Annotated in this window: 10 protein-coding genes; 7 read left to right on the top strand and 3 right to left on the bottom strand. The window is 63.8% G+C overall.

The window, feature by feature from the left end; all coding sequences use genetic code 11:
* Positions 1-105 precede the first annotated feature (105 nt).
* A complete protein-coding gene (locus CKW37_RS06120; RefSeq protein WP_095154783.1) occupies positions 106-738 on the bottom strand; it encodes a TetR family transcriptional regulator in 633 nt (210 codons plus the stop codon).
* A gap of 264 nt (positions 739-1002) precedes the next feature.
* Between CKW37_RS06120 and CKW37_RS06115 the strand changes: the two genes are divergently transcribed.
* The 4 genes from CKW37_RS06115 to CKW37_RS06100 all read left to right on the top strand — a co-directional run bounded on the left by CKW37_RS06115 (position 1003) and on the right by CKW37_RS06100 (position 8317).
* On the top strand, positions 1003-2154 hold the full coding sequence (locus CKW37_RS06115; RefSeq protein WP_095154782.1) for an efflux RND transporter periplasmic adaptor subunit: 1152 nt from the start codon (positions 1003-1005) through the stop codon (positions 2152-2154).
* Positions 2155-2157: 3 nt separating this feature from the next.
* A complete protein-coding gene (gene ttgB, locus CKW37_RS06110) occupies positions 2158-5310 on the top strand; it encodes a multidrug efflux RND transporter permease subunit TtgB (RefSeq protein WP_095154781.1) in 3153 nt (1050 codons plus the stop codon).
* A complete protein-coding gene (adeC, locus tag CKW37_RS06105) occupies positions 5307-6761 on the top strand; it encodes an AdeC/AdeK/OprM family multidrug efflux complex outer membrane factor (protein ID WP_095154780.1) in 1455 nt (484 codons plus the stop codon). Before ttgB ends, adeC begins: the two co-directional genes overlap by 4 nt.
* 302 nt (positions 6762-7063) lie before the next feature.
* Positions 7064-8317: an OprD family porin gene (locus tag CKW37_RS06100; RefSeq protein ID WP_095154779.1), complete on the top strand. Its 1254-nt coding sequence runs from the start codon at positions 7064-7066 to the stop codon at positions 8315-8317.
* 94 nt (positions 8318-8411) lie between these two features.
* On the opposite strand, the gene CKW37_RS06095 is transcribed toward CKW37_RS06100, so the two are convergent.
* Entirely contained in the window at positions 8412-9317 is a 906-nt protein-coding gene (locus CKW37_RS06095) for a TauD/TfdA family dioxygenase (RefSeq protein ID WP_095154778.1), read from the bottom strand.
* 183 nt (positions 9318-9500) lie between these two features.
* Here CKW37_RS06095 and CKW37_RS06090 point away from each other — a divergent pair, with 183 nt between their 5' ends.
* On the top strand, positions 9501-10427 hold the full coding sequence (locus CKW37_RS06090; RefSeq protein ID WP_095154777.1) for a LysR family transcriptional regulator: 927 nt from the start codon (positions 9501-9503) through the stop codon (positions 10425-10427).
* Here CKW37_RS06090 and CKW37_RS06085 read toward each other — a convergent pair.
* On the bottom strand, positions 10384-11430 hold the full coding sequence (locus CKW37_RS06085) for an ABC transporter substrate-binding protein (protein ID WP_095154776.1): 1047 nt from the start codon (positions 11428-11430) through the stop codon (positions 10384-10386). The genes CKW37_RS06090 and CKW37_RS06085 overlap by 44 nt on opposite strands.
* Before the next feature lie 286 nt (positions 11431-11716).
* Here CKW37_RS06085 and CKW37_RS06080 point away from each other — a divergent pair, with 286 nt between their 5' ends.
* Complete coding sequence (locus CKW37_RS06080) at positions 11717-13309, top strand: ABC transporter permease (RefSeq protein WP_095154775.1); 1593 nt, start codon at positions 11717-11719, stop codon at positions 13307-13309.
* Positions 13306-14130 (top strand): ABC transporter ATP-binding protein, encoded by an 825-nt coding sequence (locus CKW37_RS06075; protein WP_095154774.1) that lies wholly within the window; start codon positions 13306-13308, stop codon positions 14128-14130. The genes CKW37_RS06080 and CKW37_RS06075 overlap by 4 nt, the downstream gene beginning before the upstream one ends.
* The last annotated feature ends 7 nt before the right edge of the window (positions 14131-14137 follow it).

Genomic DNA, 14137 nt, shown 5'->3' with positions numbered 1-14137 from the left:
CCAGCGCCCATAATGACGAACGCCAGGCCGATTCTTGCTCAGCCCGGCGTTGGAAACAACTCAGCTCAATTTGAAATACAAAGATTCACAAATGCTCACAAAACCTCAATTGCGCAGGGCAGGGCTCACGCGCAGCATGTCGAGCCCTGTATCGACCCAGCGTTCGGCATCGTTGAACAGGTCAAAGCTGTCCGGCAGCAGCAGCCAGCGCCGGATCAGCCCGTCGATGTAGGCGAACAGGGCCACGGCCGCGCGCTCCGGGTCGACATCTGTCGGCAACTGCCCGCGCTTGATGGCGTTGCCCAGCGAGCGAGTGATGCGTTCATGACAGTCGACGGTCGCGCTCTGGCGCTGGAGGCGGATCTCGCACATCTCGTCGGTGAATTCACACTTGTGATGAAGGATTTCGTTGATACGCCGCGTCTTCGGATCGCTGGCCATCTGGTGCATCAACTGCACCAGCAGCTTGCGCATGCAGCCCAGCGGGTCGAGTTCTTCCTCGCTCTCGCTGGCCCTGGCCAAGGCGTCGAGCGGTTCTTGCAGGCTGTCGAGCAGGGCCTGCACCAGTTCGGCTTTATTGTCGAAATGCCAGTAGATGGCGCCGCGGGTCACGCCGGCCAGTTCGGCGATGTCGGCAAGGGTGGTACGCGCAATCCCGCGCTTGTAAAAGGCTTTTTCCGCAGCTTCAAGGATCTGGTTACGGGTTTCCTGAGCTTCCTCTTTGGTTCGACGGACCATGGCAGTACAACCTCATCAAGGAGCCGGTCGCCTGCATCGGACGACCGATTTCTGATCCGGTGCGACCGGGGTGGGGCCGCGTTCCGGGTGTTCTAGTTTCGTGCCTTGTGCAATGGGAGGACAAGGTAACGGGTGTTTACAAACAAGCATGAATGTAAGTATATTCATTAGCATGCTACTTATCCACCCGGATAGAGTTTTTTCCTACATCCTGTTTTCCATTACTCTTGAGCGTCTTCAGCTCTTTCTGACCCGAGGATCTTCATGCAATTCAAGCCAGCTGTTTCCGCTCTGGTTTCCGCCGTCGCCCTGGCAACACTGCTCAGCGGCTGTAAAAAGGAAGAAGCGGCGCCCGTGGCGCAGATTCCTCAGGTCGGCGTTGTCACCCTCCAGGCCCAACCCTATACCCTCGTTTCCGATCTGCCAGGTCGCACCATTGCGTACCGGGTCGCGGAAGTGCGTCCGCAGGTCAACGGCATCATTCTCAAGCGTCTGTTCAAGGAAGGCAGCGAGGTCAAAGAAGGCCAGCAGCTCTACCAGATCGACTCGGCGGTCTATGAAGCAACCCTGGCCAGCGCCAAGGCCAACCTGCAATCGACTCGCTCGCTGTCCGAGCGCTACAAGCAACTGGTGGCCGAACAAGCCGTCAGCCGCCAGGAATTCGACGACGCGCAGGCCAAACGTTTGCAGGCTGAAGCGACGCTGAAAAGCGCCGAGATCGACCTGCGCTACACCAAGGTCCTGGCACCGCTGAGCGGCCGTATCGGTCGCTCCAACTTCACCGAGGGCGCGCTGGTCAGCAACGGCCAGGCCGACGCCATGGCGGTTATCCAGCAACTGGACCCGATCTACGTCGACGTCACCCAGTCCTCGGCCGAGCTGCTCAAGCTGCGTCGCGAACTGGAAAGCGGCAAGTTGCAGAAGGTCGGCGAGAACGCCGCCAAGGTCACCCTGAAGCTGGAAGACGGCAGCACCTACGCTCAGGAAGGCCGCCTGGAATTCTCCGAAGTCTCGGTCGACCAGACCACCGGTTCGGTGACCCTGCGCGCCGTGTTCCCCAACCCCGAGCACAACCTGCTGCCCGGCATGTTCGTCCACGCCCGCCTCAACAACGGTGTGAACGCCGCCGCCATCCTCGCCCCGCAGCAAGGCGTGACCCGCGACCTGAAAGGCCAGCCGACCGCCCTGGTGGTCAACCAGGACAACAAGGTCGAGCTGCGTCAGCTCAAGGCCAGCCGTACCGTCGGCAGTGACTGGCTGATCGAGGAAGGCCTGAACCCAGGCGATCGCCTGATTACCGAAGGCCTGCAATACGTCAAGCCGGGTGCCGAGGTGAAGGCCAGCGAAGCCACCAACATCAAGCCTGCCCAGCCAGCCCAGGCCAATGCCGCGACCGCAGGGGCCAAAGGGGAATAAACCATGTCGAAATTCTTTATCGATCGCCCGATCTTCGCCTGGGTGATCGCCTTGGTGATCATGCTGGTCGGGGCGCTGTCGATCCTCAAGCTGCCGATCAACCAGTACCCGAGCATCGCCCCGCCGGCGATCGCCATCGCCGTGACCTACCCGGGCGCCTCCGCGCAGACCGTGCAGGACACCGTGGTCCAGGTGATCGAGCAACAGCTCAACGGTATCGACAACCTGCGTTATGTGTCGTCGGAAAGTAACTCCGACGGCAGCATGACCATCACCGCGACCTTCGAGCAGGGCACCAACCCTGACACCGCGCAGGTCCAGGTGCAGAACAAGCTGAACCTGGCCACCCCGCTGCTGCCGCAAGAAGTGCAACAGCAGGGTATCCGCGTGACCAAGGCGGTGAAGAACTTCCTGTTGGTGATCGGTCTGGTGTCCGAAGACGGCAGCATGACCAAGGACGACCTGGCCAACTACATCGTCTCGAACATGCAGGACCCGATCTCGCGGACCGCCGGTGTCGGTGACTTCCAGGTCTTCGGTGCCCAGTACGCGATGCGCATCTGGCTCGATCCGGCCAAGCTGAACAAGTTCCAGTTGACCCCGGTTGACGTCAAGACCGCCGTTGCCGCGCAGAACGTCCAGGTGTCTTCCGGTCAACTCGGCGGCCTGCCCGCCCTGCCCGGCCAGCAACTGAACGCGACCATCATCGGTAAGACCCGTCTGCAGACCGCCGAGCAGTTCGAGAAGATCCTGCTCAAGGTCAACCGCGACGGTTCGCAAGTACGCCTGGGCGATGTCGCCAAGGTCGCCCTGGGGGGTGAAAACTACGCGGTCAGCGCCCAGTTCAACGGCAAGCCGGCTTCCGGCCTGGCCGTGAAACTGGCCACCGGCTCCAACGCCCTGGATACCGCCAAGGCGCTGCGCAAGACCATTTCCGACCTCGAACCGTTCTTCCCGCCAGGCATGAAGGCGGTGTTTCCGTATGACACCACCCCGGTGGTGACCGAATCGATCAGCGGCGTGATCCACACCCTGATCGAAGCGATCGTGCTGGTGTTCCTGGTGATGTACCTGTTCCTGCAGAACTTCCGCGCCACGGTGATCACCACCATGACCGTGCCGGTGGTATTGCTGGGGACCTTCGGCATCCTCGCGGCGTCCGGATTCAGCATCAACACCCTGACCATGTTCGCGATGGTCCTGGCCATCGGCCTGCTGGTGGACGACGCCATCGTCGTGGTGGAAAACGTCGAGCGGGTGATGTCCGAAGAGGGGCTTTCACCCAAGGAAGCGACCAAGAAGTCCATGGGCCAGATCCAGGGCGCACTGGTCGGTATTGCGTTGGTACTGTCGGCGGTACTGCTGCCGATGGCATTCTTCGGCGGCTCCACGGGCGTGATCTACCGGCAGTTCTCGATCACCATCGTGTCGGCCATGGGCCTCTCGGTGCTGGTCGCACTGATCTTCACCCCGGCGCTGTGCGCCACCATGCTCAAGCCGGTCAAGAAGGGTGAGCACCACACCGCCAAACGCGGCTTCTTCGGCTGGTTCAACCGCAATTTCGACCGCAGCGTGCAGAGCTACGAGCGCGGCGTGGGTAACATCCTGCGTCACAAGGCCCCGTACTTCCTCGCCTACATCCTGATCGTGGTCGGCATGGTCTGGCTGTTCATGCGCATCCCGACTGCGTTCCTGCCAGAGGAAGACCAGGGCGTTCTGTTCGCCCAGGTGCAAACCCCGGCCGGCTCCAGTGCCGAGCGCACCCAGGCGGTGGTCGATGAAATGCGCGCCTACCTGCTGGACAAGGAGTCAGACACGGTGGCCTCGGTGTTCACCGTGAACGGGTTCAACTTCGCGGGCCGTGGCCAGAGCTCGGGGATGGCCTTCATCATGCTCAAGCCGTGGGGCGAGCGCTCTGCCGAAAACAGCGTGTTCAACCTGGCAACCCGTGCCCAGCAGCACTTCTTCACCTTCCGCGATGCGATGGTGTTCGCCTTCGCCCCGCCTGCGGTACTGGAACTGGGTAACGCCACCGGTTTCGACGTGTTCCTGCAGGACCGTGCCGGCGTCGGCCACGCCAAGCTGATGGAAGCGCGCAACCAGTTCCTCGGTATGGCGGCGCAAAGCAAGATCCTCTCGGCCGTGCGTCCGAACGGCCTGAACGACGAACCGCAGTACCAGTTGACCATCGATGATGAACGCGCCAGCGCGCTGGGCGTCACCATCTCCGATATCAACAACACCCTGTCGATCGCCCTCGGTGCCAGCTACGTCAACGACTTCATCGACCGTGGCCGGGTCAAGAAGGTCTACCTCCAGGGCGAAGCCTCGTCGCGGATGAGCCCGGAAGACCTGCAGAAATGGTACGTGCGCAACGCCGCCGGCGAGATGGTGCCGTTCTCCTCCTTCGCCAAGGGCGAGTGGATCTACGGCGCGCCGAAGCTGTCGCGTTACAACGGCGTCGAAGCAATGGAAGTACTCGGTGCGCCAGCCCCTGGCTACAGTACCGGTGAGGCGATGGCCGAAGTCGAACGCCTGGCCGCCAAACTGCCAGCCGGTGTCGGCTTCGCGTGGACCGGCATGTCGTATGAAGAGAAGCTGTCGGGTTCGCAGATGCCAGCACTGTTCGCGCTGTCGCTGCTGATGGTGTTCCTGTGCCTGGCGGCGCTGTACGAAAGCTGGTCGATCCCGATCGCGGTGGTGCTGGTGGTGCCGCTGGGTATCATCGGTGCGCTGATGGCGGCCAGCATGCGCGGGCTGTCCAACGACGTGTACTTCCTGGTGGGGCTGCTGACCACCATCGGCCTCGCGGCGAAGAACGCGATCCTGATCGTCGAGTTCGCCAAGGAACTGCACGAACAGGGCCGCAGCCTGGCCGACGCCGCCATCGAAGCCTGCCGCATGCGTCTGCGTCCGATCATCATGACCTCGCTGGCGTTCATCCTCGGCGTAGTGCCGCTGACCATCGCCACCGGCGCGGGTTCGGGCAGCCAGCACGCCATTGGTACCGGGGTGATCGGCGGTATGATCACGGCCACCGTTCTGGCCATCTTCTGGGTGCCACTGTTCTTCGTTAGCGTGTCGTCGCTGTTCGGCAGCAAACAGCCCGAAGAAGACGCCACACCTGAAACTCCACGCTATGAGGCTGGGCAATGACCAAGTCCCTGATATCCCTGGCGGTCACCGCGTTCATCCTGGGCGGATGCTCGCTGATCCCCGAGTACAAGACCCCCGAGGCGCCGGTCGCGGCCGAGTGGCCGGCAGGTCCGGCCTACTCGCCGGCCGAGTCGGCCCAGGTGGCCGCCGCCGAGCAAGGCTGGCGCCAGTTCTTCCACGACCCGGCGCTGCAGCAGTTGATCCAGGGTTCGCTGGAAAACAACCGCGACCTGCGGGTCGCGGCGCTGAACATCGACGCCTACCGTGCGCAGTACCGCATCCAGCGCGCCGACCTGTTCCCGGCTGTCTCGGCCAACGCCAGCGGCCAACGCCAGCGCACGCCGGCGGACATGTCGCAGACCGGCCAGTCGAGCATCAGCAGCCAATATTCGGCCACCATCGGCGTCAGCGCCTATGAGCTGGACCTGTTCGGCCGGGTGCGCAGCCTGAGCCAACAGGCTCTGGAAACCTACCTGTCCAGTGAACAGGCGCGCCGTTCGACGCAGATCGCCCTGGTGGCCAGCGTCGCCAACGCCTATTACACCTGGCAGGCCGACCAGGCGCTGCTCAAGCTGACCGGCGAAACCCTCAAGACCTACGAGGAAAGCTTCAAGCTGACCCAGCGCAGCAGCGACGTCGGCGTGGCCTCGGCACTGGACCTGAGCCAGGCGCGTACCGCGGTCGAAGGCGCCCGGGTCAAGCTGGCGCAGTACCAGCGCCTGGTGGCCCAGGACCTCAACAGCCTGACCCTGCTGGTCGGCGCCGGTCTGCCGGGCAACCTGCCGGCGGCCCTGCCGCTGGACGGCGACCTGCTCGCGGAAATGCCGGCCGGCCTGCCGTCGGACCTGCTGACCCGGCGTCCGGACATCATGGAAGCCGAGCACCTGCTCAAGGCGGCCAACGCCAATATCGGCGCCGCCCGCGCGGCGTTCTTCCCGAGCATCAGCCTGACCGCCAATGCCGGGACCCTGAGCTCCGACATGAGCGGCCTGTTCAAGGGTGGCTCCGGCACGTGGCTGTTCCAGCCGCAGATCAACCTGCCGATCTTCAATGCCGGTTCGCTCAAGGCCAGCCTCGATTACTCGAAGATCCAGAAAGACATCAACATCGCCAAGTACGAAAAGACCATCCAGACCGCCTTCCAGGAAGTCTCCGATGGTCTGGCTGCGCGGCAGACCTTCAACCAGCAGTTGCAGGCCCAGCGCGATCTGGTCGCCGCCAACCAGGATTACTACCGCCTGGCCGAGCGTCGCTACCGTATCGGCGTGGACAGCAACCTGGTGTTCCTCGACGCCCAGCGCAACCTGTTCAGTGCCCAGCAGTCGCTGATCACTGACCGGCTGTCGCAGGTGGTCAGCGAGGTCAATCTGTACAAGGCCCTCGGTGGCGGCTGGTACGAGCGCACCGGTGATGCTCAGCAGCAAGCTTCGGTCGAGACGCCGAAAGGCTGAACTGGCTGAACCTGATGTAGAAAAGCCCACCCTCTGCGGTGGGCTTTTTCATGGCTGCACACCGCTCTCCTGCAACTCTCCCGCCCCGTGCGTTTTCAACGCAACAAAAGAAACTAACCATTCAGTTATCGTTCGATAATCGCCCATTTCCGCCTGTAACGAATTGATTCGCCCCCGTCCGTCACAGCACCATCCTCTTGCCGCTTTTCCCAACGCAAACCCCAAAGACGCAACCCGGCCTGTGACCCTTTTCAGTCATGGCGGATGGTTTCGCTTACATAAAAACAAGAGACACATTGACGATGAACACTCCGCACCCAGCACGACACCTGCTTCCCGGCTTCATTGCCATGACTTGCGCCCTCCCCGCCCTGGCTGCTGAAAGCGGCTTCGTCGAGGACGCCAAGGCCTCCCTGAACCTGCGCAATTTCTACATCAACCGCAACTTCGTCGACCCGGCCAACGCCCAGGGCAAAGGCGAGGAATGGACCCAGAGTTTCATCCTCGACGCCAAGTCCGGCTTCACCCAAGGCACTGTCGGCTTCGGTGTCGATATCCTCGGCCTGTATTCGGTCAAGCTCGACGGCGGCAAAGGCACCGCAGGCACCCACCTGCTGCCGGTGCATGACGACGGCCGCCCGGCCGACGATTTCGGTCGCCTCGGTGTGGCGCTGAAAGCCAAGGTGTCGAAGACTGAACTGAAAGTCGGCGAGTGGATGCCGGTGCTGCCGATCCTCCGTTCCGACGACGGTCGCTCGCTGCCGCAAACCTTCCGCGGTGGCCAGATCACCTCGCAGGAAATCGACGGCCTGACCCTCTATGCCGGTCAGTTCCGCGGCAACAGCCCGCGCAACGACGCGAGCATGGAAGACATGTTCATGAACGGCCGCGGCGGAATCACCTCCGACCGCTTCAACTTCGCCGGTGGTGAATTCACCTTCAACGAAAAGCGCACCCTGATCGGTCTGTGGAACGCGCAACTGAAGGACATCTACCAGCAGCAGTACATCAACCTGGTTCATAGCCAGCCGCTGGGCGACTGGACCCTGGGCGCCAACCTCGGCTACTTCATCGGCAAGGAAGATGGCTCGGCCCGGGCCGGCGACCTCGACAACCGCACCGCCTCGGCCATGCTCTCGGCCCGCTACGGTGGCAGCACCTTCTACGTCGGCCTGCAGAAAGTCAGCGGCGACGATGCCTGGATGCGCGTCAACGGCACCAGCGGCGGCACCTTGGCCAACGACAGCTACAACTCCAGCTTCGACAACGCCCAGGAACGCTCCTGGCAAGTGCGCCACGACTACAACTTCGCCGCCCTCGGCGTACCCGGCCTGACCCTGATGAACCGCTATATCAAGGGCGACAACGTGCACACCGCGACGGTGGACGACGGTGAAGAATGGGCACGGGAATCGGAACTGGCCTACGTGATCCAGAGCGGCGCGCTGAAGAACCTGTCGATGAAGTGGCGTAACTCGACCATGCGTCGGGACTACAGCACCAACTCGTTTGATGAAAACCGGCTGATCATCAGCTATCCGATCGGGATTCTCTGAGGCTTCACGGGCCTCATCGCGAGCAAGCTCGCTCCTACAGTTCAGTCCCCTGCAGGAGCGAGCTTGCTCGCGATGCTCCCCCCCAAAAAATGAATCAGGCGCCTTTCACCGTCCGGCTCCGCTCCCCCGCCACACTCACCGGCACATCCCCCTGCAACGTCACCCGGCGCACCACTCGGCCCTGGGTGCCGTAGTCATCCACCGCGTAATGCTGGGTCGCGCGGTTGTCCCAGATCGCCACGTCCCCCGCCTGCCAGCGCCAGCGAACGGTGTTCTCCAGACGCGTCACATACCCCTGCAACAAGCTGAACAGGTGCTGTGAATCGTTCTGCGAATAACCCTTCAGGCGCTTGACGAAGTGCCCCAGCAGCAGGTGTTTCTCACCGCTGACCGGGTGCACGCGCACCACCGGATGCTCGGTCTCGTACACGGTCGAAGTGAACACCCGACGATAATTTTCCAGTTGCTCGACGCTGACATTGGGCTTGGCCCCGGCGTAGTCGTACTCGTTGCTGTGCACTGCCCATAGCTCCTCGGCGAGAGCCTTGAGCGCCGGCGACAGGTCGTTGTAGGCCGTCGCGGTGTTGGCCCAGACCGTGTCGCCGCCGGACACCGGCGCCACCACCGAGCGCAGGATCGAGGCCTTGGGGTAGGCGTCGACGAAGGTCACGTCGGTGTGCCAGGAATTGGCGCGGCGCCCTTCGCCGCCATCCAGTTCCAGCAGGTAACGAGTGCCGTCACGCACGGGCACGGTGGGGTGGGCGATCGGTTCGCCGAGCAGGTGAGCGAAGGCTTCCTGACCCTGGTCATCGAGGTGGTGCTGGGCGCGGAAGAACAGCACCTTGTGCTCCACCAGCGCGGCCTGGATGGCCTCGATCAGCGCCGGCTCCAGATCGGCGCTCAGTTGCACGCCACGCACTTCGGCGCCGATGCGTCCGGCGACCGGGTGAATGTCCAGCGCTTGGCTGACAGGGGTTGCGGCGAGTGCGGCATTGCTCATGGTTCAAACCCTCATTGGCTGACGACACGGAAGTTGTCGTTGGAACAGTGCTCTATCGTTATGCAAATAAGTACTAACAGATAAATAGCTGCTTCATTGACGGAATAAGAGCTTGCATTTAAAACCCCAGTCTCCCGTGGCGGCAAATACCTTCGCCCTATTTTTGAAATGCCGGAAATGCATATGGATCTTCGTCAACTGCGCTACTTCATCGCCCTTACTGAACACCGCAGTTTCGTTCGCGCCGCCGAGGCCATGGGCATTACCCAGCCGGCGTTCAGCCGCAGTATCCAGGGCCTGGAACAGGAATTCGGCTGCGTGCTGGTGGACCGCGGCAACAAGGACCTGCGCCCCACGCCCGAAGGTCAAGTGGTGCTGCAACACGCCCTGCGCCTGGTGCAAGGCGCGGCGCAACTGAGCAGCGAAGTGCTGCAGATGACCAAGCTCGATGCCGGCGAACTGCGCTTCGGCTGCGGCCCGGCGCCGGCAGCGGAACTGGTGCCGCGAGCGCTGGCGCAGTTCGTCAATGCGCACCCGAAGGTGCACACCCGCCTGCAAGTGGATAACTGGGAAAAGCTCAGCCGCGCGCTGAACCGTGAGGAGGTGGAGTTTTTCGTCGCTGATATCCGCCATTTCGAGGCCGATCCGAATTTCCACACCCAAGCCCTCACGCCCCGTCGCGGCCTGTTCTTCTGCCGCCCCGGCCACCCGCTGCTGGCCAAGGACAGTCTGTCCACCAACGACATGTTCGACTACCCGCTGGCCACCTCGCTGATCCCGCCCGGGGTGCGCAAGCTGCTGGCCAACCTGAGCGGCAAGACCGACTTCTCGCCCCAGGTGCAGACCGAACACCTGCCGACCCTGTTGCGGGTGGTGCAGGACAGCAATGCCATTGGCATCGGCACCGAAGAGGCCTTTTCTTCGTACATCGGTCGCGGCGAGCTGGTCCAGTTGCACTGGCGCAACCTGCCCACCAACCTCGACAGCCTCAGCGCCCGCTGCGGCATCGTCAGCCGCAGCGGTTACCGCCTGTCCCCCGCCGCCCGGGCGATGATCGAAACCCTGGTCACTCTTGACCGCCAGCCTGTGCCACAGGAACTGGCCGGATAGCCTGAGGCGCCAGCCACTGGTTGACCTGGAACGGCTTGCGAATCAGCCGTTCCTTGGCCGCCAGGTCCACCGACGCCTGCAAGCGCGCAAGGAACTGCTCGTCGAGGGTGGCGGGGAAGATCTGGCTCAGCTGCTCGTCCTTCAGGTCATGGGTGAGGATCGCCGGCGGATAGCTGGCGCGGGACGAGACCAGCTGCACATAGGCGTCCTTGTTGCCGTCACTGGTCAGCCACTGCACGGCGGGCTGCTGCGCGGCAAGGAACTTCGCCACGATCTCGGGATGGGCATCGATAAACGCACCGGATCCCACCAGCACCGCCTGGACATTGCCGGCGCCGCCCAGGTCGCGGGTGCTCAGCGGCAGTTCGGCGAGGCCGCGTTCCTTCAGCGCGGTGATGCCGGTGGAGCCCCAGGTGGCGTCGATCTGCTTGGCCGCCAGCGCGGCAATGGCGGCGTTGAAGTCCAGGTTGATGACTTTCAGGTCCTTCTCGCTCAGGCCCTGGCTGGCCAGCGCGGCATCGAACGACAGTTGCGTGGCGGTGCCGCGAAAGATCGCCACGCGCTTGCCCTTGAGGTCTTGCAGAGTCTTGATGCCGCTGTCCGGGGCGACACCGAGGTAGTGCTTGACCCCGCGCGCGGTCGCCGCGAGCAGGCGGGTATCGACACCGTTGGCCTTGCCGATGATCGCCGCCAGGTCGCCCAGGTAGGCGAAGTCCACCTGGCCATTGGCGAACGCCTCGTTGATCACCGGGCCGGCGCCCTTGAAGTAATTCCACTGGATGCTGATGCCATCGGCGGCGAAGGCTTTTTCCAGCAGTTGCTGTTCCTGCAACACGTCGGTGATGCCGCCGCCCGAGTGCTGGGTGCCGGCACTCAGGTCGGGCACGGCGATGCGGATTTGCTTGACCTCGGCGCCCAGCGCCTCGGCGGGCAGCCAGCCGACCACAGCGGCCAGGGCGGGGACGGCGAACAGGCTGAAAACACGGTTGAGCGACAGGTTCATGGCACGCGGCTCCTTGTAATGGTGCCGCCACCTAACGCTATTCGGCCGCGCAAGTTAAATACTAAGAAATTACATTTTAATAACCGGATTACATATAAGCGCTGTATCCAGCGTTCCAACTGGCTATGCATGAAGCACAAGAAAAATATGCTTCGAATGCATTGGCCGCTGCTTCGACACTGGGCTTTAAATGCCTCTCTTATTACCCGATCGAATTTACCAATCAATAAATAGATCCATAAGAAATAAGCACAGAACCGCCTGTGCAGCCGACCCGGAGGTCTTCATGGCCCACGCTTCCCGCTCAGCCCTGCCGCTGACCGCCCCGCCCACCGCGCGAGGGTTCAACCGCCTGCCCTGGCAGCGGCTGAACGCCTGGTATTTGCCGCTGGCGCTGGCCGCGCTGTGGTGGCTGGCGAGCCGCCATGAATGGATGAGCGAACAGATCCTGCCACCGCCTTCGCTGGTCTGGAGCAGCGCGGTCGAACTGGGCCACGGCGAACTCTGGCTACACCTGGGCATCAGTCTCTGGCGGTTGTTCGTCGGCTTGCTGCTGGGGGTCAGTGCGGGCGCCGCGCTCGGCGCCTGGCTGGGCTTCAGCCGGCGTAGCGAACGCCTGGTGTTGCCGACGTTCAGTGCGCTGGCGCAGATTCCGACCCTGGCCTGGGTGCCGCTGTTCATGGCGCTGTTCGGCATCGGCGAAACCCTCAAGTTGGTGGTGCTGGTCAAGGCGATCATCGTCCCGATCACCCTGCACACCCTGGTCGGCGTGCGCGATGCCCAGCCCCGTCTGCGTGAAGCTGCCGCCGTGCTGCGCCTGCCGCCGCACCTGCTGATCACCCGGCTGATCCTGCCGGCGGCGCTGCCGTCGTTCTTCGCTGGTCTGCGCCTGGCGCTGGCCACCGGCTGGACCTCGCTGCTGGCGGTGGAACTGCTGGCCTCCAGCGAAGGCCTCGGCTACCTGATGGTCTGGGCGCGGCAACTGTTCATGCTGGATATCGTCTTCGTCTGCATCGCGGTGATCGGCGTGCTCGGCCTGTTGATGGACCGTGGCCTCGGCTGGCTCGACCGCCGCCTGCTGCACTGGCCGCACCCGCCGACCGCCGAACTGCGGGTCCAACGCTTGCGCGGCGTGGAGCGGGTGCAGGCGCTGTTCCTGCCGCTGGCGTTGCTCGCCCTCTGGCAGGTGGCGAGCCAGGCCGAATGGGTCGACGCGAATATTCTCGCGGCGCCGCTGGCGGTGCTCGACACCCTCGGCAACGGCGTGCTCGACGGCAGCCTCAGCGGCTCGCTGGCGATCAGCGTCGGCCGCGCCCTCGGCGGCCTGCTGCTGGGGGGCGGGCTGGGTCTGTTGTTCGGCCTGTGGCTGGGGCTCTCGCCGCGCGCCGAGCAACTGCTCGGCCCGAGCCTCTCGGGGTTGCGGCAGATTGCCCTGTTCGCCTGGGTGCCGCTGCTGACCGCCTGGTTCGGCCTGGGCGAACTGGCGAAGTGGGTGTTCGTCGGCCTGGCGGCGTTCTTCCCGCTGTTCATCGCCACCCAGCGCGCCGTCGCCAGCGTCTCGCCGCAACTGCACGAAGCCGCCCGGGTGCTGCGCCTGAGCCGCTGGCAACGCCTGCGCCGGCTGGTGCTGCCCAACGCCGCGCCGGGCATCTTCGCCGGCCTGCGCATCGGCCTGATCTATTCCTGGCTCGGCACCATCGGCGCCGAATACTTCATGCCCTCGGGCGGTGGTATCGGCAGCCTGATGATCGCCGCCCAGCAACTGCTGCGCATGGACCAGATCATGGCCGGGATGCTCCTGGTCGGGGTCAACGGCGCCCTGCTCAGCGCCCTCGGACAACATATCGAAGCGCGTGCCACGCGCTGGAGACGCGCATGAACGCACGGGTTTCCCCTTTGGTCAGCTTTCAACAGGTCAGCAAGCGCTTCGCCGTCAGCGATGGCGAAGTCGAGGCGCTGCGCGACTTCAACCTGGACATCCGCGAAGGCGAATTCGTCGCCATCGTCGGCGCCAGCGGCTGCGGCAAGTCCACCCTGCTGCGCCTGCTGATCGGCCTGGACAACGACTATCAGGGGCAGATCCTGATCGACGGCAAGCGGGTCAGCGGCATCGGCAGCGAGCGCGGCATCGTCTTCCAGGAACACCGCCTGTTCCCCTGGCTGACGGTGGCCGAGAACATCGAGCTGGGCCTGGTCAACGAAGCGCTGGACGCGACGGCGAAGCAGCAGCGGGTCAAGGACTTCATCGCCCTGGTCGGCCTGGAAGCGTTCAGCGCCGCCTACCCGCACCAACTTTCCGGCGGCATGGCCCAGCGCGTGGCGATCGCCCGCGGCCTGGTGGCCAGCCCGCGCATTCTGCTGCTGGACGAACCCTTCGGCGCCCTCGACGCCCTGACCCGCCAGCAGATGCAGGACGAGCTGCTGGCGATCCGCGAACGGGCGCGCATCACCACCTTGCTGGTGACCCACGACGTCGAGGAAGCGATCTTCCTCGCCGACCGCGTGGTGGTGCTGGAGCCGCGGCCGGGGCGGATCAAGCGCGTGGTCGAGATCGACCTGCCGCACCCGCGCGAGCGCGCCAGCCTGGACTTCCACCGCCTGCGCGAAATCCTGCTGCACGAGCTGACCCGCGACGACCGCTACCTGCCGCCGTCCGTCGCGCGCATCCACGACCTGCCCCTGACCTACCTGGCCTGCTGAGGAGCGC

Origin of the sequence: Pseudomonas sp. Irchel 3E13 (assembly GCF_900187455.1) — a bacterium.
Classification (GTDB): Bacteria; Pseudomonadota; Gammaproteobacteria; order Pseudomonadales; family Pseudomonadaceae; genus Aquipseudomonas.
This window is presented reverse-complemented; position numbering and strand designations above follow the sequence as displayed.